Source organism: Paenibacillus sp. ClWae2A (assembly GCF_032452295.1).
In the GTDB taxonomy this organism is placed as follows: domain Bacteria; phylum Bacillota; class Bacilli; order Paenibacillales; family Paenibacillaceae; genus Paenibacillus.
Map to the genome: position 1 here is coordinate 181,875 of NZ_JAULSQ010000002.1, position 23,471 is coordinate 205,345.

The 23,471-nt window shown below is 45.1% G+C and carries 26 protein-coding genes; 3 read left to right on the top strand and 23 right to left on the bottom strand.

The window, feature by feature from the left end; translation table 11 throughout:
* Positions 1-153 precede the first annotated feature (153 nt).
* From QVE09_RS06830 to QVE09_RS06860, 7 genes are all read right to left on the bottom strand, one after another.
* On the bottom strand, positions 154-597 hold the full coding sequence (locus QVE09_RS06830) for a hypothetical protein (protein WP_315936254.1): 444 nt from the start codon (positions 595-597) through the stop codon (positions 154-156).
* Between the two features lie 210 nt (positions 598-807).
* A complete protein-coding gene (locus QVE09_RS06835; RefSeq protein ID WP_315936255.1) occupies positions 808-1,329 on the bottom strand; it encodes a DNA topology modulation protein in 522 nt (173 codons plus the stop codon).
* A gap of 296 nt (positions 1,330-1,625) precedes the next feature.
* Positions 1,626-2,393 (bottom strand): GNAT family N-acetyltransferase, encoded by a 768-nt coding sequence (locus QVE09_RS06840; RefSeq protein ID WP_315936256.1) that lies wholly within the window; start codon positions 2,391-2,393, stop codon positions 1,626-1,628.
* 331 nt (positions 2,394-2,724) lie between these two features.
* The gene (locus QVE09_RS06845) at positions 2,725-3,102 is read right to left on the bottom strand and encodes a retropepsin-like aspartic protease (RefSeq protein WP_315936257.1); all 378 of its coding nucleotides are present in this window, start codon (positions 3,100-3,102) and stop codon (positions 2,725-2,727) included.
* On the bottom strand, positions 3,103-3,345 hold the full coding sequence (locus tag QVE09_RS06850; protein WP_315936258.1) for a hypothetical protein: 243 nt from the start codon (positions 3,343-3,345) through the stop codon (positions 3,103-3,105).
* 180 nt (positions 3,346-3,525) lie between these two features.
* A complete protein-coding gene (locus QVE09_RS06855; RefSeq protein WP_315936259.1) occupies positions 3,526-4,275 on the bottom strand; it encodes a metallophosphoesterase family protein in 750 nt (249 codons plus the stop codon).
* Between the two features lie 211 nt (positions 4,276-4,486).
* Positions 4,487-4,711 carry a helix-turn-helix domain-containing protein gene (locus QVE09_RS06860; protein WP_315936260.1) on the bottom strand — a complete coding sequence of 75 codons (225 nt, stop codon included), beginning with the start codon at positions 4,709-4,711 and terminating at the stop codon, positions 4,487-4,489.
* Positions 4,712-4,864: 153 nt separating this feature from the next.
* Here QVE09_RS06860 and QVE09_RS06865 point away from each other — a divergent pair, with 153 nt between their 5' ends.
* Positions 4,865-5,164: a hypothetical protein gene (locus QVE09_RS06865; protein WP_315936261.1), complete on the top strand. Its 300-nt coding sequence runs from the start codon at positions 4,865-4,867 to the stop codon at positions 5,162-5,164.
* A 286-nt stretch (positions 5,165-5,450) separates the two neighbouring features.
* On the opposite strand, the gene QVE09_RS06870 is transcribed toward QVE09_RS06865, so the two are convergent.
* From QVE09_RS06870 to QVE09_RS06900, 7 genes are all read right to left on the bottom strand, one after another.
* On the bottom strand, positions 5,451-6,062 hold the full coding sequence (locus QVE09_RS06870; protein WP_090738642.1) for a hypothetical protein: 612 nt from the start codon (positions 6,060-6,062) through the stop codon (positions 5,451-5,453).
* 310 nt (positions 6,063-6,372) lie between these two features.
* Positions 6,373-7,470, bottom strand: a complete 1,098-nt coding sequence (locus tag QVE09_RS06875; protein WP_315936262.1) for a Gfo/Idh/MocA family protein — start codon at positions 7,468-7,470, stop codon at positions 6,373-6,375.
* Between the two features lie 58 nt (positions 7,471-7,528).
* Entirely contained in the window at positions 7,529-8,701 is a 1,173-nt protein-coding gene (locus tag QVE09_RS06880; RefSeq protein ID WP_315936263.1) for a Gfo/Idh/MocA family protein, read from the bottom strand.
* Positions 8,698-9,612: a sugar phosphate isomerase/epimerase family protein gene (locus QVE09_RS06885; protein ID WP_315936875.1), complete on the bottom strand. Its 915-nt coding sequence runs from the start codon at positions 9,610-9,612 to the stop codon at positions 8,698-8,700. Before QVE09_RS06885 ends, QVE09_RS06880 begins: the two co-directional genes overlap by 4 nt.
* 340 nt (positions 9,613-9,952) lie before the next feature.
* Positions 9,953-10,450, bottom strand: coding sequence for a metallophosphoesterase family protein (locus tag QVE09_RS06890; protein WP_315936264.1), 498 nt, complete (start codon positions 10,448-10,450; stop codon positions 9,953-9,955).
* Between the two features lie 245 nt (positions 10,451-10,695).
* The gene (locus QVE09_RS06895) at positions 10,696-11,130 is read right to left on the bottom strand and encodes an Rrf2 family transcriptional regulator (protein WP_017689053.1); all 435 of its coding nucleotides are present in this window, start codon (positions 11,128-11,130) and stop codon (positions 10,696-10,698) included.
* Between the two features lie 42 nt (positions 11,131-11,172).
* The gene (locus QVE09_RS06900; protein WP_017689054.1) at positions 11,173-11,550 is read right to left on the bottom strand and encodes a DivIVA domain-containing protein; all 378 of its coding nucleotides are present in this window, start codon (positions 11,548-11,550) and stop codon (positions 11,173-11,175) included.
* Positions 11,551-11,749: 199 nt separating this feature from the next.
* On the opposite strand from QVE09_RS06900, the gene QVE09_RS06905 reads away from it, so the two are divergent.
* Positions 11,750-12,316, top strand: a complete 567-nt coding sequence (locus QVE09_RS06905; protein ID WP_036609176.1) for a TraR/DksA C4-type zinc finger protein — start codon at positions 11,750-11,752, stop codon at positions 12,314-12,316.
* Positions 12,317-12,512: 196 nt separating this feature from the next.
* Here the strand turns inward: QVE09_RS06905 and QVE09_RS06910 are convergent, their stop codons facing one another.
* The 7 genes from QVE09_RS06910 to QVE09_RS06940 form a co-directional block, all read right to left on the bottom strand.
* Entirely contained in the window at positions 12,513-13,205 is a 693-nt protein-coding gene (locus tag QVE09_RS06910) for an ArsR/SmtB family transcription factor (RefSeq protein ID WP_315936265.1), read from the bottom strand.
* Between the two features lie 133 nt (positions 13,206-13,338).
* Entirely contained in the window at positions 13,339-14,628 is a 1,290-nt protein-coding gene (locus QVE09_RS06915; protein WP_315936266.1) for an MFS transporter, read from the bottom strand.
* A 252-nt stretch (positions 14,629-14,880) separates the two neighbouring features.
* Positions 14,881-15,156 (bottom strand): barstar family protein, encoded by a 276-nt coding sequence (locus tag QVE09_RS06920; protein ID WP_315936267.1) that lies wholly within the window; start codon positions 15,154-15,156, stop codon positions 14,881-14,883.
* Positions 15,157-15,171: 15 nt separating this feature from the next.
* Positions 15,172-15,612, bottom strand: coding sequence for a ribonuclease (locus tag QVE09_RS06925; protein WP_091031755.1), 441 nt, complete (start codon positions 15,610-15,612; stop codon positions 15,172-15,174).
* Positions 15,613-15,877: 265 nt separating this feature from the next.
* Positions 15,878-16,885 carry a Gfo/Idh/MocA family protein gene (locus tag QVE09_RS06930; protein ID WP_315936268.1) on the bottom strand — a complete coding sequence of 336 codons (1,008 nt, stop codon included), beginning with the start codon at positions 16,883-16,885 and terminating at the stop codon, positions 15,878-15,880.
* 2 nt (positions 16,886-16,887) lie between these two features.
* On the bottom strand, positions 16,888-17,262 hold the full coding sequence (locus QVE09_RS06935; RefSeq protein WP_036609188.1) for a replication termination protein: 375 nt from the start codon (positions 17,260-17,262) through the stop codon (positions 16,888-16,890).
* A 387-nt stretch (positions 17,263-17,649) separates the two neighbouring features.
* Positions 17,650-18,798 (bottom strand): acyltransferase, encoded by a 1,149-nt coding sequence (locus QVE09_RS06940; protein ID WP_315936269.1) that lies wholly within the window; start codon positions 18,796-18,798, stop codon positions 17,650-17,652.
* A gap of 74 nt (positions 18,799-18,872) precedes the next feature.
* Here QVE09_RS06940 and QVE09_RS06945 point away from each other — a divergent pair, with 74 nt between their 5' ends.
* Positions 18,873-19,265 (top strand): YidH family protein, encoded by a 393-nt coding sequence (locus QVE09_RS06945; RefSeq protein ID WP_315936270.1) that lies wholly within the window; start codon positions 18,873-18,875, stop codon positions 19,263-19,265.
* Between the two features lie 177 nt (positions 19,266-19,442).
* Here QVE09_RS06945 and QVE09_RS06950 read toward each other — a convergent pair whose 3' ends face one another.
* Positions 19,443-20,048, bottom strand: coding sequence for a general stress protein (locus tag QVE09_RS06950; RefSeq protein WP_315936271.1), 606 nt, complete (start codon positions 20,046-20,048; stop codon positions 19,443-19,445).
* A 901-nt stretch (positions 20,049-20,949) separates the two neighbouring features.
* A complete protein-coding gene (gene hrpB, locus QVE09_RS06955; protein ID WP_315936272.1) occupies positions 20,950-23,469 on the bottom strand; it encodes an ATP-dependent helicase HrpB in 2,520 nt (839 codons plus the stop codon).
* Positions 23,470-23,471: the final 2 nt, after the last annotated feature.

Below are 23,471 nucleotides of genomic sequence, written 5' to 3' on the forward strand. Positions count from 1 at the left end.
CAAATGTAGTATTGTAAGTCTTTCGGATAACGTTCCTGTATTCACGAACCCCAGAGGGGTTGTCTGCCGAAACGCCTCCTCGAAATCCATCTAGCAGACCAAGGCTCCCTCGGAGTCACAGCATGAATATCATGTTATACGAAGCACTTCGCTTCATTGAACTGCATTCAAAATCTCAATGACTAAAATAGCTTCTTCTTTATAACCTTCAAGATCGTTTAGTTTAATCCATTCAGGTTCATGATCTCTAAATTGATAGAATCTAATTACCACATCTTCTCCTTCGATTGTAGAACTTAAAATTAAAATAAAGTCTTTTTCAGGATAGTTCCACTCTAAATTCTCTTTCCAATTCGATATGAGTTTTATTCCAGTGCTTAAATGCTCTAGATGGTAATGATTTATTGAGGCTTCTAGTTCCGTTCGATCCTGATACATGGATTCTTCAATAGAATCTATCTCTCTTAAACTTGAAGCATCAACTAAAATGCAATTCTCCCATTCATGAAAAGTAGGGTTAAATAAATTCGAACTGATCGATTTGTTTGATTGAGCAAGCTCATTCAATAAATTTCTCATCGCCTTATTTGTTCTCATGTTCTTCCTGCTTTCGAAGTGTTTCGTATAACGTTTCTGCATTCCTGACGTTCAAGCGGCTTAAGGCACGTAGTGCCGGGTCGCCAGACTTAACTGATTGGATGTGTCGCCTGATTCCACTTCTTCGATATCCATCTTGGCGACTTAGGAGCATCAGCGACGACGTAGGAATGTTATGTTAGAAGATGTCGTCGACTTCCTGAATTACTTTCAAATATGTCTATTCTTTGCTAGTCTTTCTATTAATTCATTTACCTGTTTTCTTGTTTTTATAATAATCACTTGTTGATGTTCTTTTACCTGCTCTAGTTCCTTTATTGTGTTCATTCGACTTCTTGTCCTATAATTCCAAACCCATTTAATAAATTCCCAATCTAATTTTTCTTTGCATCCTGCATTCATATCAGGTCTAGTTTTGTTATGATACATAATTCGCCGTTTAATAATTCGATAACTACATAGAAGTCTTGGCATGTCCAAAAAAATGATTAAATCCGCTTTCTTAATCCTGATATCCATCGTCCTTGAATAGTTACCATCAATTATCCAATGATCTCCATTAGTAAATTGTTCAACGATCTTATCCCACTCTTCATTTGGTTTAGGTACCCACTTAGGATTCCAAAAATAAGTATCCAAATGTATGACTGGGAGGTCAAGTATGTTACTGAGCTTTTGGGATAAGGTTGATTTGCCTGATCCACCTGATCCAATAACCAATATTCGGTTCATATTTTCTCCTTAGACTATGTTTTACGACGATTTCCTCTAACGTTCCTGTATCTACGAACCCGAAAGGCTTAAAGGAGCAAAGCGACTGGGTGGCTCCGCCACTTAGCCTTGCAGGGGTGTCTGCCTGAATCCACTTCTTCGAAAATCCTCGGGCAAACCAAGGAGCGATAGCGACGCAGCGTAGATATGTTGTTATAAGATGTATCCGCCTTCTTTGAATTACCTACAAGTATTTTCTTTACAACACTCAACTACTGTGTCCTGTTATCTTAACGCCGTCCCCATAGTGTGACTGTTTATATAGAGTACACTTCGTATTCTTTTTCCATTTTGTAACCTAATTTTTCTGCAAGAGCAACTGACTCTAAATTGGCTGCATCCCAGTTTGGGTGGATATTTCGGCTCATGCACTCAAGAATCAATCTTGATGCGCAAGCTAGTGCCAAACCTTGGCGCCTGTACAAGGGATGTGTCCCAATTGTAACTTCAATACACCCTTCATGATAAGTATAAGAAGAAGCACCAGTAATAATCTGATTATCCTTGAGGATAACAAATCCAATTCCATGCTGCATAAATTCTTCTAAGGAAGAGAAGAAACAACAAAAATCTGCCATAAAGGAATCTTGCAGTACCATTGGGTAAATATGTTCATCTATGGGTACGATTTTGAAAGCAGTATCTATCATTTTTATGTTCTCTTCTAACTGTTCTACTTGGAAAGTCGGTTCTTTCTTAAAGGAATACCGGCTAAACTTTTGAAATGAATCTGAGTAATGTTGAGATAAAAGGGATATCCAAGAAAACTCATTTGTAATTATGATTTTCCTCCTGCATTCTTCAAGAACAAACCGCAATGGAACATCTACTTCTTTCAATGCTTCGACACTTCCAAGTAAGAATGCGAAATCTCCTGCAATAATCACGGAGTAAGTGGGCTTCTTCTTACTATCAATCCATGTCCTTCCTATCTTTCCTTCTATATTTGCAAAAAGAACTGTATTACTTATACCGCTGCATAAAAAGCGAGCCGTCTCGAGCTCATTCATCGCTAATTCTAACACCAATTATCCCCTCCACATTCAAGCAAGTTGCCCTTAAAAATTACTGATAATCTTCACTTTACCATACAGATAGCTCGTTGAAGTTCAAAAATGTATTAAGTTGGTTTAACTTAAAGTACATCTGAGCTTTGATGAAAGGTTTTATTCTTTGCGGCTATTTCTTATAACGTTCTTGTATTCATGAGCCCCGAAGGGGTTGGCTGGTGAAATGCCTCCCCTTGAAATCCACCTCGCAGACCAAGGCTTCAACGGAGACGCTGCTTGAATATTTTGTTAAGTGATGTTCCTGTCTTCCTCGAATCCCCACTCAATCTCTTATGTCTTTTATCTCTTATGAACGAAGTAATTTAAATTCCTTTAGATCAATATCAAATTCTCCTTCCGTCAGTACATCTAGTCCCAAAAGTCCGTTAATGTTGTGATATTTAAATGAAGTAAAGTCTATGTATACATCCTTTAAAATAAAATCTCCTACCTGTATACCGTCGATTCGCTTACTGAAAGCAAGCTCTTTACCTCCAATTCCGTAGCTTGTTATAATTTCATCGTCCATACTCACTAGTATCCCAATCTCATCCACTTCATCTTGTGAAATCAAGCTATGACTGGCTCCTGTATCAATCGCGATGATCGATATCACTTTCTTCTGCTTATTAAAATGGACTGTTATTTCCGTGAATAACAGCCCATCTCTATATTCAATATTCATTTAAAGATTTCTCCTTAATCCTATATTTTTCCGAACCTTCACAACGATTTGATCTTTGGATGTATGGTAAACCAAGGTTTTGTCTCTACTGTTCAATAATTCGCGAGTCGCTTCTTCATCACTGATCGGGCCAATCACGGCCACATCATCAATGATCTTGTGATTGTCTGTTTCTTCAGAATGAAGAACTTCGAATTTTACGAATTGGTTCGGGAAAATCTGTTGAACTTCTTGCCATTTCATCATTGTCCCTCCTCTGTTTTGATGGTTATATTATACCATTTTACAAGCCTTTAGCTCTCACTGGAATTTCACTTAACGTTCCTGTATTCACGAACCCCAAAGGGGTTGTCTGCCTGAAACGCTTCGTTGAAAATCCCCCCCAGACCAAGGCTCCGAAGGAGACGTAGCTTGAATATTATGTTATGAGATGTTATTTCCATCTTTGAAATCTCTCTCAAGTTGGTTCCCATGAAATGCTTTTATCATAAACTCTCTGTCTGGAACTTTTAACTGCTCAAAAGACTCCAAAAATGCTTTATTATCATATGTGATTCCTATAAGTTGAATATTCACTGTTCTTTTTTTCAGTTCTACTACCGCGTATCTTGCAATCGCATGATCATTACAACCTAAAGCTCCAGGATTCAAATAAACTCTTTGATCTGTCTTGAAGTAATGGATTGGATGATGATGACCAAAACAAACGAGAGTATACGGTGAGCCTTCATACCTTGCGTCTAATTTTAATCCCGAAGGGGTTTCATCTATTATTTCTCTTTCTTCTTTCTTCATATGGTAATGCGTTATTAATATTTTTTTCCCTTCTATTTCAACTTCTAATGTCTGAGGGAGATTTTCTATAAACTTGATATTTTCTTTTTTTAGCTGCTTACCGACCCACTTATGATGTTCAGCAATCATTTCATGACCTGGCAAGGTATCTTTCCCTTGCAGTAGTTTTAAAACCGCTTCTTCATGATTACCTGAAACCGCCGATACATCCTTTCGATTCATTATCTCTTCAAGCACTTCGTTAGAGTTAGGGCCGATACCAATCATATCACCCAGACAATATGTATGTTCGATGTCCCCGCGGAAAACAATATCAGAGAATACGGCACTCAATGCCGGATAATTACCATGTATATCAGTTATAATTGCAATCTTCATTTAGGATTCTCCTTCAATCACTTTTATTTATCTTTGATATTTTTTCTTGCAATAATTTCTCATAACGTTCCTGTATTCATGACGTCCGACGAAGTCGGATGTGTCTGCTGAAACGCTTCCACAAAATTCATCCAGCAGACCAAGGCTCTGTTAAGAGCCGCTGCTTGAATACTATGTTATACGACGGAATCGCTTCTCGAAACGGCTCTCACTATTTATTCTCTTCTGGCACATATTCGATCAAATCAGACAACTTACAATTAAACGTATCACACAACTTGAATAGTGTTTCTAATTTTGTTGTTTCTATATTCGTCTCTCTATATAACTTGTTGATTGAGTTCCGACTTAGACCTGATTTCACCATCAATTCCGTTATATCATCTATTCGATGTTCTGCCATGAGTTCTCGTATATTACACTTGATTACTTTCATTTCTTCCCCTCCATAACTCTATCTTATCTTCCACATTAGTAATCATCAACGAAAAGCGAGTTTTTAACTCTATAAAATCAAATATTCACCTTGAAATTAACTTTATAAGGTTATATAATAACTCTATGGAGTTAATTGAAGGAGGAACATGATATGGCTAATACATTAGAATCGCTAACAGAACCGCTTATAAGAATACGTCTAGAATTACTCTATACTGAGCTTCTAGGATGTCATGCGGAATACAATCAACTTTCTGCGGAGACAGATCAATACTTTAAAACACTTCGTGATGCTTTGCCCGATCAACTTCAACATACGGTTTTTCTCTACGAAGACGCTCAAATTTCTCTTCAATCCATCTTAGAAAGAAGTATCTACATACAAGGTTTCAAAGACGCTCTACAACTCTTTAGTGAATTGCAAAACTCTAGCATTCAGAGGATCATATGATCCTCTTTTCTATTGTGTTTGATTCTATCGTGTAACGTTCCTGTATTCGCGACGCCCGGGTGTGTCCGGCTGTACCTACTTCCTAGAAACTCATCACTTCTTTTAAGGACTTACCATACTTAGCTTCTACTAGCTCTTTGTATTCTTTATTTGTCATCACGAGTTCCCTCCTTTAAATTCTATCATCGCACTGTCATATAACGTTCCTGTATTTACGACTCAGCCCATGCTGAGTGTCCGGCTGAATGTCGGACCAAGGGCGTATGCCCTCAGCGAGAATATTATGTTATACGGAGTCATCTTCTTCTCGAGAAACATGCACTAATGTCCATGCATTTCTTGAAAAAGCATTATCGATAGCTATGATATTTATTAAGTTATATATCTCCATCGGGGCAGAATATAATTCCATGAATTTATTAACTTTGACAGGCAAGAAATTCTTGGTCGAGGCGTGCCATGACCACATATTTCTATCTTTAAATTCTTTCATAATATTCAATTTAGTTTCAAAGATAAATCTATACGAGTTTCCTCTCCATTCTTCTGGGAGATGAGTTAATATTTCATTCAATCCAGCAGCAATCCAAATCAGAGCTTGTTTTTCATTATTTTCTTTGTTTTCCCATAACATTTCAGCAGTTCGGTTAAAACCTACTACCGTATCCCAATCAGCCCCTAGGATACCTCTATCATTTAACTTTTTTGTTCTATATTCAATTTCATTAGTCGGCCACCAATCTATTATTCCAGTTCCAATGTTAAGATTAGGATTCGATTGTGATTGTATTTGAACTTGTTTGAAGATCGGATCTTTAATAGATTTATAGCTATAATTTTCAACAAAATATTTCCAAGACGAGTAGACTTCTGTCCATGAAAAATTTTCAGAATTCATTTTTGATCTCCCTTTTATAAAATGCTTTTCTATGAGATTCTGTCGTATAACATCATATCTACGAACTTCGTAGATACCTCTCTTTTTAACGAATATCCGAACTACATATAATATAACCCAAATTAATCCATCTGCGAAGTCACGAAAGTACTCAAAAAAAAGCAGCCCCAGTGCGAACTGCTCCATTTGTTAGAAAAGACTAACCTGTTGGATGCAGTTTTACATTTGGGCTGCTCTTTCTTCACTCAACAAAAGAAGATTTACGGATAATCTATAGTAATCAACCTTTGCTCCCCTTCACCTAAAACATTTACTTCGCTCCGCTGCTCCACACCACGCGCTCGCTCATCGCTTTATGTTGTGCAATCAGACAGAGTTCTGCCGCTTTGAAGGCATGTTCCTGTGTCATGGCTGTCTCGGTGCGATCCAGGCAATCGCGAATGAGTTGGCCGAAGAACGGGTAACCAACCTTGCCTTTTACATTGTAGCGGTACTCCCCTTCATGATTGACCAGGTACACCTGATCCCCCTGAGGTTCCCTTGCGATGTCGATATACTTCCGCAGTTCGATATAACCGTCCGTTCCCAGAATAACTGTACGCCCATCGCCCCATGTGCCCAGACCATCCGGTGTGAACCAATCTACTCGGAAGTAACCGGAAGCTCCGTTATCACCAATCAGAGAAGCTTCGCCGAAGTCTTCCAGTTCCGGGAACTGTGGGTGATTGAAGTTATGCACACGACTGAACCCTACCTCAGCGTCCGTACATGATGCAAACGTCAGAAATTGTTCGATCTGGTGACTCCCGATATCACATAGAATGCCGCCATACTGCTCATGCTTGAAGAACCAGTCGGGTCTTCCTCCGGCATTTAAGCGATGCGGGCCTGTACCCATAACTTGCACTACTTTGCCGATTGCCCCCTGTTCAATGAGCTGCCCAGCATAGATCGCACTTTCTACATGCAGTCGTTCACTGTAATACACCATATACTTTTTGCCTGTTCGCTTCACTTCTTCTCGTGCAAGCTTTAATTGCTCCAGCGTGGTAAATGGGGCTTTGTCTGTAAAATAATCCTTGCCTGCGGCCAGAACTCTCATACCAAGCGGCGCACGATCTGAAGTGATCGCTGCACTTGCCACCAATAACACCTCATCATCGGCAAGCACCTCTGCTTCAGATCCAGCGACTTGAGCCTGCGGGAACTGCTTCCGAAATGCCTCTACCTTCGCCGGGTCCGGATCATACACCCACTTGAGAGTAGCTCCAGCCTCCAACAATGCCCCAACCATGCCGTAGATGTGTCCATGATCCAGTGCAACAGCAGCAATCGTGAACTCACCCGAACCACATACGACCTCTTTTGTAACACTTTTCGGTGCATAGAACATCCCGTCTTTAGCCATGTCATCCCATCCCTTTTATAAAATGTTGATTACAATGAATTCGTCTTACATGACATCTTCATTTAAACGTCTGACTCAGATCAGCAGGTTGACTGCCACTGAATGCCTTATCTTTCTTTGTCGTGGAACCAGCAATACGTTCTTGCAGATGCTCATAGAACAGATCCTCATCGATCGGCAGATCCACCCAGTTATCCGTCCAAGTGGACAGCAGCATCGCATTGGATAACGTCAATCCGTGTATACCATCTTTACCGGGAGCAATAAGTGATGCGCCTGTACGAATCGAGTCAACCCAGTTACGAATCAGGCCAGGGTGACCCGTTTCCACACCTGTAATCGGGATTTCACATTTCCAGCATTCTGGCTGTCCAAAACCTCCGGTAAACCGCTGATTGAATTCGGGCTCAGATTCCCGAAGTCGCCAGAACGTAAGCTTTCCATCTTCGATTACGATTTTACCTCGGTCTCCGTTGACCTCAAATCGGTTCGTACCCGGTGCTTCGCCAGTAGTCGTTACAAATACACCTGTTGCTCCATTTTCATACTCCACATAAGCCGTTACATCATCTTCCACTTCAATATTCCGATACTTGCCAAACGAACAGAAAGCACGCATGCGCACCGGCATCATGCCAATGGTCCACTGCCACAGATCCAGTTGATGCGGGTCCTGGTTAATCAGTACACCGCCACCTTCCCCTGCCCAAGTTGCCCGCCAGCCGCCGGAATCATAGTAACTTTGGGATCGATACCAGTTCGTAATAATCCAGTTGGTACGCCGTACCTCGCCCAGTTCTCCCGAAGCAATCAAGTCTCTCAGCTTAATGTAGAGTGGATTGGTCCGCTGGTTGTACATCATGGAAAAGACTTTGCCACTGGCTGCGGCCGCTTCATTCATCTTGCGTACCTGTTTCGTATATACACCGGCCGGCTTCTCGATCATGACATGCAAGCCATGCTGGAAAGCCTGAATGGCCTGTTCCGGATGGTCATAATGCGGCGTTGCAATAATGACTGCATCAATCGTACCCGAAGCCATCATCTGCTCAGCATCCTGCCAATAGGTGACCGTTGCCGGAAGATGACTGGATACCCAGCTCTCCATCTCTCTTCTTACATCACATACGGCGACCAATTCCGCACCGGGTACTTCTCCAGCCACCAACGTTCTGGCATGTGCTGCTCCCATGTTTCCAATACCAATCACCGCTACTCGTACGATACTCATGACTGCTCCTCCTCGTCCACACGTCGCTCAATTTCGGCGAAAATGTCTGCAAAATGCTGTAACATCGCCTTGGATTCCAAGGCACCACTAAAGTCCTCAATTCCGTAGTATCCGTCATACCCAACGGCACGAAGATCCCGCACCATCTGTACCCAATCGACCATACCTTCAGTCAGCGGCGTCCAGTGACATTTCCAGGCTGTATTCAGAGCCACTCCGTTGCTCTTCTCAGTCACATTAGCCTTTTGCAAATCTTTCCCTTCTGCTTCAAACCACCCGGCATTTTTTACATGTACATGAGCCAGATAAGGGCCCAGCAACTCAAGTCCCATCCGATGATTCTCATATCCTTCATGCACCATATTGCCTGGATCGTACAATACACCCACATGCTGCGGGTCGAGCGATTGCACAAGCCGATAGGCCAGCGATGCCGTCGGTGCAATCGTCTGGTGATGTGTCTCTACAATCGCCTTGATGTTGTACTGTTTGGCCAGATCTTGTACTTCACTCAGGTAATCAACGGCCTTACGATACAACTCAGGATAACTGGTCTTGCGATCATATCCAGGAACACCCACACGCATCATAGATGCTCCTAAACCAGCCGCAGCCTGAAACGCTTGCTTGGTGGCAGACAGATCTTCACAGTTCAGATACGGTACAAGTGCGATGGATTTTCTACCTTGCCCCAACGCTGCTTCACGAAAAACAGGAACCTGTTCCTCCCAGCGGCTCGGATCTACCGAGCATCGATTATTTCTCCAGTAAGAAGGCTCTTCAGACATAGCATCTTCAGGAATTCCACGGAATCTCCACTCAATCCCATCAATCCCCGCTGCTGCCGCAGCCGATGCCAATTCTTCTGCATTCAGATCAGGGGTAGCCACGGTGAATACAGACAGTTTCATCATGATCCATCTCCTTATGTAAACGTATTCATTTCATGTCGTAAAGGCATTGTATCACTCCACTTAACTTCACCATAGGGGAAAACGCCAACAGATGAATGACAGATAACGAACAGAGCACATTCCCCATTCAGAGATAACTTCCCGAGAGAATGATGTGATCTCAAATCAAAAAAGACATCCTTGGAACAGAGTTCAATTCTGTTCAAAGATGCCTTGTACAATAATTATATATAAGATGAAATTTAAAGAAAAGGTTCCCTGTCAGTTATCAAGTCGCGACTTCTGTAGCTGGCTTTGGTTCTTGTACTCGTCCAACTTGCAACCAGCGCATATCTCTCTAATCCCGATCAAAGAACACATGTTCAGCCTGTATTTTCCCCTGATCTATTGTCATGATGCCAAATGAGTATTGCTTCTGAAAACGCTTATCCGTAGGCGACCCCGGATTAAATACCAGTGTGTTATCCACGGTATGCATCACCGGGATGTGTGAGTGTCCGTAGATCACAGCATCCACATGCTGGCCTGCAAAGGTATGAATTGCATTTTGCTCCGTACCCTTTGATCCCAGATGACCGTGCACAAGCCCCAGACGAAGTCCTTCCACTTCAACAATACGGGAATACCCCAGTTTTTCAGCGATTTCGGACGGGTCCGTATTACCAGCTACCCCTTCAACAGGTGCATACTCGCTAAGCAATGGGTATACGCTCCAATCCGACCAGTCACCGGCATGAAGAATGAGATCGGCACTCGGCAGTACATCAAGGAGCCTAACCGGTAATTTCTGTGATTTACGTGAACAATGCGTGTCAGAGATTACTACAATTTTCATATAACAACCCACCTTTCCTTTAAGAGGTCGTTCAAAAAGTCCGCTTTTGATTACGAAGGATGCCTAACGGCATCGCAGCATCGAATATGGAATTCAGCCGAATTAAGCATATGCTTACGAAGGTTGTTTCCTTAGGAAACATTGTAGTTGCTCACGTAGTTTCCTACGCTCCGCTACTCCATTTCTAACTTCATCCCATCTTCTCGGTACTTAAAACCAACATGAACTTTTCGTCTTACTGCAATTTACTCTGTCTGTGATGGAACAGCTTGCATCTGAGTACAGGAGCGTTCCATATCTTCGAGCGTAATGGATGCAAAGAACTGCTCCACCTTCGCCTCGGCAACCTGATACAGATTAGTCAGCAAGCTGTCTATATGCAAGCCCACTTCACAATCCGGGTTACAATTGCCGTGAATCGGGAACAATGGACCTTCGTCCTTGGCAGCCTGATAGATCATCGCTAATGTGATTTCACTTGATGGCTTCGCTAAGTAGAAGCCTCTTGTTCCAGGAGAGGAGTTCACCAATCCTGCCTTTTTCAGCCCGCCCAGAATACGTCTGACGACGACAGGGTTGGTATTCACGCTACCTGCAATGTGTGCAGACGTGATTCGTTCAGGCGCGCTGAGTGACAATAACAACAAACAATGCACACTGACCGAAAAATGAGTACTCATGATTAACCACCTTTATTTAATATAATCCAGGACATGCTGACGTTATTCAGAGAACAGATCCTTTTCGGGACGTGCTCTGATCTTGAGCTGTCGCACACTGTATTCCAGTTGTTTCACAATATCATCCAGCTGTTTGCGATCAATCTTGGTCGGATCTTCAACCGGTTTCGCGGACGACTTGAGATCGCGGATCGTTAACTGCTGTTCTTGCCATTTGTCCATCAGATCTGCAATATTGGCATAGAAACGTTCGTAATCTTTGATGACCAGATCAAGATAAGCATCTACCTCATCCGGATCATAACCACGAAGTTTATAATTAAATTGTTTTTCATGAATCGATAACGCATCTAGCTGCACACCCAATTGTTTAAACAATTGTCTCTGTTTATCCAATCTTCGTTTCATATGTTCATCCATATTGACAACCTCCATTATAAGCCAAGCCGTGGTTCTATTTCCTGTAAATATCATACGGCATTTTCTCTCTCTATTTTTTATAACACATAATCCGTCAGATATAAAACGATACAGCCCTATTCCTCACGAAAATGATTGCTTTTCATCCAATTCGGGTAAAGACTCACTACACCCCACAACGGGAAAGGAGCATGTCCTTATGAGTACATTAACTAAAGATCAACATCAAATACTGAAAAACGCCCTTTTGGAGCAACGTGAAAACTTGCAGCGTCATTTTGAATCCAGCATGGAAGACGGTGCTCCAGTCGAGTCGCTGAAAGATTCAACCGGTGAGCTGTCCTCCTATGATAATCATCCAGCAGATGCCGGTACAGAAACATTTGAACGTAGCCGTGATCTGGCGATTGACGATACATTAACAGACGAATTCAATCAAGTGAACGATGCATTGGAACGTATGGAGCAAGGTACATATGGAACCTGTGTAACGTGCGGAGAAGATATTCCCTTCGAACGACTTGAGGCTATCCCTTATACCGCTTACTGTATTGACGACACACCTAATCGGGAGATCAGCAACGATCGGCCCGTTGAAGAGGAAGTAATGACCATGCCTCCGAGTGGTGCTGGAGAAGGAAGACAGCAGCGGGCTGGCAAGTTCGACAACGCAGATGCCTGGGAAGCGGTCGAAGAATATGGTACATCCAACTCCCCCGCAACCGCAGCCAAACGTGATGTGAAGGGCTATGATGAGAACATGTAACTTCGTTATGAACTGAAACGGTAAGCGAAAAAAATTGAATTGGATTCCATAGGCTGCTCCACCATTTGCCTTCCTTATCACGCATTAAAAAGCCGCCATTGGGCGGCTTTTTCTAGTTTTCTCCGAAGCAGTCTCTCACGTTTGCCGTTACTTGCTTCCAGCGATAACGCTGAACCCATGGATTCCATCCATTCATTTATTCTTTCGATTCACTATCAGATGATGCAGACTCCTGCCGCTTAGACACAGATCGAGACGTTTTCGGAGTTGATTTGCCCTTATTAGACGTAGCTTTCTTCTTCTCTTTTGCATCTGTCTTGGAAGCAGGTATTTTCACTATAGGTTTAGAGAGAGCAGAGAATAACTGAAAGACCTCATGTTCCCCCTGTCGATTCTCTTTTGTTGTATAGGGTTCACAGAGTTTTATGATGTTTTTATACAACTGCTCTACTTCCTCACGGGTTGCGTACAGCGTGATATCCGAGAGAAACATCCGATCTTCGTTTTCCGCCTGATGCATGAATCGCTGACGACTTTGTTCGAACATCTCATTTAATAATTTGAGCGTCTCGGACCGAAACACCTGTTTCAATGGAGAGTTTTCCTTGTCTTCATCTTCGTGACGGAGATGGATCTCTCCGGTGAATGGTTCGTAGTATTTTGCGATAATCCCATTAATCTCACGTGTGGAAACGATCGTCAGCAGACCGATTTTCTCCAGCTTTTTTACATGATAGTGAACTTTGGCTGGCACCTCACCCATCTGGTCGGCGATCTCTTTGACAGTGGATGGTCTGCCCTGCTTGTTAAACATATTCATAATCTGTATCCGATACGGATCGGAGTAGATTTTAATTTCTTCAATTGTTGAAAGAACCTTGTGCTCCATCCCTGTATCCTCATTTCCGGGGTACCTGTTGTCCATCGATGTCTCTATTATACCGCTGCGTCAGGACTTCGGTCAAAACGAGCCGGAAATGACTTGATACAGAAAATCGGCTAATGATCACATCTGGATATCTTCACAGAGCACTTCGAAAACTTTTGCTAAATAACAGCATACCTGCTGACATGGCAAGCATAATACCAAAAACGATAAAAAGAACAGGCATGGTCAGCCAATCTGCAAGTGCTCCCGAAGCCAGGCTCCCAAGGGGTGCAACACTCAAGACAAGCATAGTCTGAAGGGCATACACTCTGCCCAGCATCTCCGAAGGGGTAACTTCCATCAGATAGGTAGCCAGCGGTGTTGTAGCCAGCGGAATCCCCATACCCATCAGTAGACAAAAGGCCGCTGCAACCGACAGTTGGAAGGAAGTCATGTAAGCGGGTAGTGCCGTCATCGCATAACTGAGACCCAACATGACAATACCACTGATGACCAGCACACTTTTACGATAATTCGCTCCCCTTTGTGTCAACCATACACCACTAAGCAACATACCTCCCACCATCAGCCCACTGAGCAGACTTAATCCCCCAGCGCCAGCATGCAACGTTTCAATGACATAGGGTGTACGGAGAACATTGAACGGCATCAGGCAGAAATTAACGAAGGCAAACAGGATGGAGACAATTAACAATAAGGCATGTTTACGGAGAAAATGAAAAGCTTCCGCCATTTCGGAGAATATACTACTTTTTTCGGATGAAAGAGAATTCATTTCAGTTAATATTTTATCTTCATTGTTAGCAGATGTTGAGACTTCAGGGTAGCCTACTCGGCTCATAATTAAAGCACTTAGCGCAAACAACCCCGCATCAATCAGGATCGTCCAGGCAATGCCTATTGTAGCAATAAGGGCACCCGCCACTGCAAGTCCTGCGAGTTCGGCCACTCTGGTTGCGGAAGAGGACATCGCATTACCTGAAAGCAGCATTGATGGGGGAAGCAATCGGGGGACACTGGACACTTCCGCAGGAGTAGTGAAGCATTCCAGCAAAGAATTCAGAATTGTAATGACAAACAGATGCCAGACTTCAAGTTGGCCCAATCCAAACAGCAGAGCTGTAATCCCCACAAACAACCCGCGGCCCGTATTCGTAATCACAATCACTTTTTTGGGAGACATGCGATCAACCAAAGCCCCGGCGAACAGACCCAGAAGGATATTGGGCAAAAAATTCACCGCCAGCAACGTACCCATCAGCACTTTCGAACCGGTTAGAATGTACACCATCCAACTGTAAGCAATCGAATCAATCGAATCACCAAATCTGGAGACAACTTTACTAAGCATAAATTGCATGTATGGTCTGATTCGTATTAACTCACCCATACCTTGCTTGCCAACTGCTGTGTTATCGTTCATGACTTTCCACTCCCTAACGTTAAAATATTTTTCATGTTAATTTTATTTTAACGTAAGTTATGCAGAAATCAATACCTTCGTGAAAATAATTTTAACGACAAGTGAGCAAAGTAAAATCTCGCTCTACTTTCAGATGATTCGTAATCAACACAAGGACTTTTTGAACAACCTCCTATAACAAACAAAAAAAAACAGACCACATGTGGTCTGCTCGGCTGGACGGATTATATTTGAACTGCCTTTATTTGCTGCCTACTCCTCAACACGCAATTGAAATCCAGCCTGTTCAGCCTGTACCTCCAACATCAAATCACGTACCCGGCCTGCTTCATTCCCCAGTCGTTCTTCGCTGATTCGGTAGTTGGTCCATCTTAGCTCTACTGGAAGTTCAATCGTACCCGTCAGGCAATCCCATAGAGCGTCGAGATTACCCCCATAAAAATCCGGCAGCTTCAACTTATCCTTTAATTGCTGATGAAGTTCAGCGCTACTAGCAAAATCTTCTCCATCCAGAATCACGGTGTTCATGGCTGCTCCTTCCACCTATTTCATGCGTGTAAATGATGCATAGTGATCTGTCGTTTTGTAGATGAGTCCATCATTGGAGTACACAATCCGATCCGAATTACGGAAGCCGGAAGTATAGTTAATATCTGCTTCGCGCCATGTACGTCCACTTGCTGAAGGCAGAAGCCCCTCCCGATTGCCAAATACGTCTCCGCCGATGCTTTTCCCAGGAGCCACTACAGCCAAGTTTCCTTGTGAAGCTACCCAGCCGAGTCCTGTTGCCTGTGATTTGGTAATAAAGTTACATGGCAACGTTCCGTTTGCACTCAAATAGTTTGCTACACCCGTAAACGTATTGATGATGGTACATGTTGCAGCAGATGCCTTCTGCTGTCCGACTGGAGTGAACTGTGAACCTGTGAGGAAAACAAATGTTAACAACAATGCCAGTAATGCGGTGGATATCAACTTTTTCATCAATCCGGCCTCCCGATCCTTCAAAGTAGATGAACGTTGTCACGATATGCATAACTGCAAGCTGTAACTTTCTAGTTGTTCGTTCTGCTAGATTATAGTAAACAAGTCATCTCATGACTATTTATATCACATCAATTTGGTATAAATATCAAATTCAGACGTTTAAATTGTAAAATATTATAATTGTAACATTTTAAGACAGAAAAAAAGACTCTCATCCTAAAGATGGAGTCTGCGTTTTCTAGTATGTGTAAACTGACTTAATCTAATCGATCAGTTGCACACGTTGACGAGTTCGAGCCGATTCCAGGCACGCATCAATCACGCGCATGTTTTGAATGGTATTTTCCGGACTGAAAGGTAGAGCTGCTCCATCAAGCACAGCCGTTGCAAATGTCTCCACCTGAAGCACATAGGAATTCGACACGGATACACGTTCCTCACGGCTGACCGAATCAGTGTGCACAATAATCTGAGGTGGAATATCGCTGTTCTCCCAGCCAAATACTTTGGGAAGTTCAATCCGCCCTTCCGTCCCGAGAATCTCCATCTCCGCTCGACCTGAAGCCCACATGCCACAGTCAAAAGTTAAAGCTACCGAATTCGGAAATTCTACCAGTCCCGACGCCATCATATCCACGCCATCATGCTCGTCCGAGAATAGAGCGTGAACTGTCACCGCTTCCGGTTCCTGTCCCAGATACATCCGGGCCGCCGAGATCGGATACACGCCAAGATCAAATAATGATCCGCCGCCCATCTCTCTTTTGAACCTTACATTCTCCTTGTCATCAGCGGTATTACAGGTAAAGTTACCATGGATGGCTCTGACAATGCCAATCTCTCCACTAGCTATAATCTCTTGCACACGTCTGTGCTTGGGATGATATCGATACATAATCGCTTCTGCAAAAAGAATACCATGCTGCTCACACGCCTCAATCATTTCTGCTGATTCATCTGCATTCAGGGCAGCTGGTTTCTCACACAACACGTGTTTTCCAGCCTGTGCCGCTTTGATGGTCCATTCTTTGTGCATATGGTTAGGCAAAGGAATATAGACAGCTTCAATGTCTGGATCAGCGATGAGCTCTTCATAACTGCCATATGATCTGGCAATGCCGAGTTCTTCGGCAAGGGTTTCCGCTTTTTCCTTGCTGCGGCTGGCAATCGCCAACACCTCACCACGTTCAGACTGCTGGATTGCCGGAATGACTGCATTTTTGGCAATGGTTGACGTACCGAGTACCCCCCACTGTAACTGTCTGTTCATGCTCATCTTCCTTTCGTACCGTAATTGTCCTCTTCTGCCTTGTGTAACATGCCGAGACAACGATCCAGATCCGTTTTGACCTGTTTCTTGTATAACTCAGCTTTTTCCGCACCATCATCCGTAAAATGATATAGAACGATTTCCTGAAAATCGACCTTTGGATCATTGCCTTTCAGCTTCTTCGTGCGATAAAAAACTCCTTGCTGTACCAATTCATGCAGTGCCCGATATACCTCGCTCTGGGGTGGTACATAACCGTAGTCTTTGAATTCCTGCTTCATCGCCTCCAGCATCTCGTAACCATACCCTCTGTGCTGTTCAACCATCGTAATCAGATACAGCTTGATAAATGCCCGCTGTGCAATCATAAAAGCCACGTTCATTCCCCTCCTGTCAGAACCTATATATCTAGTATTATAAAACTTATGTTCGGGTTCTGCCATCTTTCTCCGCTTTGCCTCCCTTTTATCTATCTTTAAGGAAGGCAAGCAAGAAATAGTGTGAATACGCGTTAGCCTGGGTGAGCACAGAAAAAGGTTTACTTTTGTGAATTTTTCATGTAATGAAATTTAATTTATGTTCAAAAGTTTTTTATTTCAGGGTTCAGGGAGTCGTGAGATCGAATTTTAATGACAAGAAAGTCTGTGCAAAAGCTGTAATACCTGTGCTCCTGTATCTTGTGTTCGTATACTCTCGACTCTCGTACACCTGTTCATTCCTACACAGCTGTGATTCTGTTGTGAATTTTTCATATGTTGATATATTCATTCATTTCGAGCAGGCTTGGGTACAGTCCCCACAATCCATTTGCCCCAGCTTACACGAGAGATAAGCCATGTCACTACACAGGATAATGTAAGAGCCAACAACCAGGTGATGATCATTCGGATGACAGGGTTCCAGCCCATAGCAACGTAAAACAACTCATCCGGAATGTAGCTATACCGCAGCATCAACATATGCATCAGATAACCGCCATACGATACACCACCAATCCATCCCAGCAATCGTGTAGCCCTGAGGTTATGCAGTTTCCCGGCCAGCTGGTACATGACCATAATGGAAGCGATCAGAAAGAGTGCCATATCAGGGCGGATCAAGCTGACTGTGTAGAATGTAATTTTGATTCCTTCCGGCTTTTGAAACTCCAGCATTAATAAATAAGTAAACCGCAGACCCAGAACAATAAACACTGTCCAGTATATCCAGCGCAATCGATGAATCCATTCATTCCAGTGCTGGATGGATAACCCCGCTGCTGCACCTAGCACAAAATAAATAAAAAAATAAATGAAATTACGGTCTGCATACGTTGTAAAAGCATCTGTCAGCACTGGGATATTCAGCCGTTCCATAAACTTGGCGATGTTTCTTAATTGATCCGCAAGTACAAGATACACCACACCAGAAATCAATAATGCGATCAAGCGCCCCTTGGCCTCATATCGGTTATATACATAACGAATGGCTCGCAAAAAGAGCGGAAATAACAGATAAAACTGAATCAACATAATAATGTACCAAAAGTGTGAAGTCGTTTTGCCCGTAAGCAACTTCAGGCCTAGGTCTGGGATGTCATTCCATCCAAATCCGGTCCAGCCCCGCGGTGCAAGTGTAAAATAAATGAGTGACCAGATCAGGTAAGGAACGATCACGTCGTTTACTCTTTTTCTCATAAACTTGCCGTAATGCAGCTTGTCTCCCGTGTTATAGAAGAGCACCATACCTGTTATGAATATGAATAAAGGAACTGCAAATTTGGAGAGCATCAGCAGTATGGCCAGTAACACGCCATCCTCCAGTCTTGTTTCCGGGACTAATGAGTAATGTGCGATGGAATGCTGGAGAACCACCGCTCCAAAGGCAATTCCCCTTAAGCTCTCTATTTCTGTAATTCGTTCTTTGCGAGGCATACATTCAGCCATCCTTTCTTGGTTTTGCGATAAGAGATATAATGAAAATGAAGCCGTAGATTTAATGAACGGAGTTGATTCACATTTCTTCCACAGACAAAGACGTAACCACTACCGATTCCAAGTATGTCCAACAACATCTGGCTAACGAGCGAACTTTTCTGGCCTGGGTACGCACGGGTATTGCCATGGCGGGCATCGGCTTTCTTGCTGCCGGATTCGGCTTCAATTCCTCGGCGTATGATCGGCTTGCACATATTGCGGCGATTATTACCGGTATCACTTCTCTGATTGGCGGCATATCCATCATTGTGTATTCGGCAGCAGCGTATCATCGGAAGCGTACACAAATCAATGAGCAAACGTTTCAGGCATCGACCGGATTAATTCGGTTTCTCACTTTGATGCTACTGGTGATTGGACTCGCTTTGGCTGTACTGTTATATGTATTGTTATTCCCTGCTTGACTGGGTAAAAACACCATCCGACATTATTGACACCCACCCATATGCAACACAGGGACAAAAGCCGGCTTCCCTTAAGGAAACCGGCTAATGACCATCTGGTGGATCATATATGTCATTCCATTTTGCAGATAATAAGTCATTGGGTTTTATTTCATATCGATTAAATTCGCGGCAAGATTACAGGAATGTATTGTTACCGAATCGCGCTGCCTTGTTTTGAGCTTCCAATCTGCGTTCTTCCATATCCAGATCCGGACGATCGGCTGGCACATCTCCGCGATGAGTTGCTTCGGCTCTGTCTCGGTTAAGCTGGCTGTTGCCACTGAACACATCGTATACATCGGAGTCCCGATCCGTAGAATCTACGAGCAGCAGGATTTTACCATTCTGTACATACTCCTCATACTGTTTAGCGTCCTCTTCCGGAATACCAAGACCCACAAGTCCACCCACCAATCCGCCAGCTCCTGCACCCACAGCTGCACCGGTAAATGCTGCTGCGATAGGGCCTGCGGCCAGAATCGGTCCTATGCCGGGTATGGCTAGTGCACCGATACCTGCGAGCAGACCGGCTACGCCACCAAGGACACCACCTGTTGCTGCACCAGCAGCCACGCCTTCAGGGGCTTTGGTACCTGTCTCTTCCCGAATTGCCTTCAGTTCGTCCCGATCTTGTGTAACAACGGAGATTTCGTCTGAAGTGAAGCCTTGTGCCTTCAGACCCTCGATAGCCTGCGATGCTTCACGTTCTGTATTAAACACACCTACGATTTTCTTCTGCATAGTGAATCCCTCCTCATATTATTGAGTGGTTCGTTATGTTATTACCCGCCTTCGTTTCTTTCAAACGTTTGCAAGTCAATATCGTATGTGTTAATAGCAATGAATTGCTGGTTATTCAACTAAACGTGTTTCAGGATTCCTTAGAGTGCTGCGAGCGCTTCAAATTACTGAATAAGACTCACAGGTTTGTTAGCGCTCCGCTCTTTGGTCTGATCATACGTTTAAGAATATGTCAGGGGCCAAATCATATTGAAGTAGAGGCTGTGTAATCCTAGCGATTTTCCAGGAGATTTTCTAAGGAACCGAGGACGTCTTATTTTGCCTTCGGGTCCTCATTTTATTTTGTAAGGAACATGAGACACGTTATTTACCAAAATCACCTGACATACCCGTTGTAAACGGCTGGTTATTCAAATATAGCGTGTTTCAGATTCCTTAGATTGCTGCGGGCGCTTCAAATCGCTGAATAAGACGTCACAAGTTCGTTAGCGCTCCGCTCCATGGTTCTGCTCCATATTCAGCTCCCTAGGCACGTGCAGTTACGCTTCGGCTTCGGCAGGTTTGAAGATACGCTCTGGGGCGCGCCTTCCACCTCAAAAGAAGCAGATTTTGCCAAGTTATCGTTCCATGCCGGAAGTTTTCAGCAGGCGTGCCGGGGCACATCAAGGGAAGGTAACGCAGCATGGAGCGAAAAGGCAAAGTGACGTAACATTGGGCGAAAAGGCAGTGAAATATGCACTTCAGCGAGTTTTGAGACACGTCCTAGTTAATGAGTGATGCTTTAAGCTAGAGAATTATCGAACAGCTACAAAACCTACCGTTGTTCCAGCACAGTCTAAGCCTGATGAAGAGCGCCCTTTGGGAGCCAACTCTTGATATCTGAAAAAACGAAATAATTCATCTATTTCCCCCGTGGTTTGGCCCGATTAGTGGCGACCGCTTCAAGTGGATTATCCGGCCAGTAATGCTTCGGATAACGACCTTTCAGGTCTTTTTTGACGTCAAAGTACGTCTCTCGCCAGAAATTGGCCAAATCTCGTGTAACCTGTACAGGGCGCTGAGCCGGCGATAACAAGTGGATGGTCAACGGGACTCGCCCACCAGCTATACGCGGTGTCTCCTGTTGTCCAAACATCTCCTGTAATCTCACCGCCAGAGCAGGCGCCTCTGGACGGCTGTAGTCCACAGGAATACGTGAACCACTAGGCACCTGTATATGCGTCGGAGCTTCATCGTCCAGTTGTTGTCGTTGCGCCCAGCTCAGGCCACCAAGTAATACATCTTGCATCGACAATCTCTTCAGATCGGCTGCCGATCGCATGCCTGTCAGATAAGGGGTAAGATGTTCTGCCAACTCTTCGGTCAGATCATCTTCGATCAGGTCAGGCCACTCAGGTAAATGGAGATGCAGGAACCGCAGCCTGTCCGCAAGTTGTTTGGACGTTTTTGTCCAAGGCAGACAAACCAGCCCTTCCATTCGTATTCCGGTTAACAGTGCTTCCAGCACCTGATCTTCAGGCGGCTGTGCAATACTGCTCTCTTTAATCACAAGGGCTCCAATACGAAGTCTCTTATGTGCTCGCACGCTGCGGGTATTGGAATCCCAGGCCACTTGCACTTCATTGTGAAGCAAGTGCTGACCTGCCTGCAACAATGTCTGCTCCTGCAACGGCGCAGCCAGCAGGATGCGCGCATCTGCGCCCTGGTCGTCTGCCTCGGCTGCGACCAGATACGCTGAACGGCTCAGCGATTCTGTCGCTGCGAGCCGTACGCCGCGGCCGCTGCTCAGCAGGTAGCGGCCGTCCTCCCGGCGTTGCCCGATCCGGTCCGGATAGGCGAAGGACAGCAGCAATCCGCAGCTGTCCTCATCCGGCCGTACCGGATCGGCCGACGGGCCGAGCGCCGAGCGCAGCTGGCGGCTCTCCTGGAGCATGCGCCGCACGGCCGCACCGTCTGCGACAGCTGCTGCCGCTTGCGGCATACCGCTGCTGTCCGCGGTCAGCAGCGCTTCTACGCGCGGGCGGAGGTCCGTGCCCGCGCCTGCACTGCCACTGCTGCGGAGGCCCGCAGGCTCCTGCAGCAGTGCCGCCAGCATGCTGGCGTAGCTGGCCAGCCCAAGCTCCGCCGCGCGGAGCAGCATGCTGGCCAGTCGCGGATGCACGCCAAGCGTGTTCATCCGCCGCCCGAAGGGCGTGATGCGGCCTGCGTCGTCCAGGCCGCCCAGCTGGCGCAGGAGCGCCTGTGCCTGGCCGTAGGCGGCGTCAGGCGGAGTGTCCAGCCATTGCAGCTCTGCTGGGGACTGGGCACCCCAGACGGCAAGCTCCAGCGCCAGCGGCGCAAGGTCCGCGGAGGTGATCTCCGGGCGAGCTGCCTCAGGCAGTCCCCCATGAACCTCTTCGCTCCATAGCCGGTAACACACGCCCGGGGCAATTCGCCCTGCACGACCCCGCCGTTGATCAGCTGACGCCTTGGACACCGGCAGGGTAACAAGCCGGCTCATGCCCGTGCGCGGCGAGAATGCCGATGCTCGGCTCAGCCCCGCATCCACCACAATCTTAACTCCAGCAAGTGTGAGGCTGGATTCCGCAATGGAGGTGGACAGTACCACTTTGCGTGTGCCCTCAGCAGCCGGACGTATGGCCTCATCCTGTTGTTCCACAGGCATACTGCCATACAGAGAATGAACTTTCACATGTCCAGGAAGAGAACCGTTCGATAACTCCCGCTCTGTACGGTGTATCTCTCTTGCGCCAGGAAGGAAAACAAGCACGTCGCCCTCCTGTTCGGCTAATGCCCTCGTCACCGTCTGAGCCGTGAATTGTTCCAGCGGCATGGCTGCTGGTCTCGGCACATATCGTGTTTCCACCGGAAACGTGCGACCCGGACAATGTATTGATCCTGTACCTTCGCCAAGCAATGCACAGACAGGAACAGGATCAAGGGTAGCCGACATCACCAGCAATTTCAGATCTGGACGTAACATCGCTCGGGATTCCAATGCCAGAGCCAAGCCCAAATCCCCGTGTAGGTGACGCTCATGGAATTCATCAAATATAATCATCGCCGTATCCTCAAGACCCTGATCCTGCTGCAACATCCGGGTCAATACCCCTTCCGTCACAACTTCAATACGCGTCGCTTGACTCACCCTGGTATCCATGCGTACACGATATCCTACGGTCTGACCCGCTTTTTCCCCTAGTGTAGCCGCCAGTCTCGATGCAGCCGAACGCGCAGCCAGCCTTCGGGGTTCCAGCATTATGATTTTCCGTCCCGCAACCCACGGCTCCTCCAGCAAAGCCAGCGGTACAACAGTTGTTTTCCCCGCCCCCGGCTCTGCAATTAACACACCTGTATCTTGATCCCGAAATAACTGTCTTAACTCAGGAATAATCTCTTGTATCGGTAACTCTATATGCATAT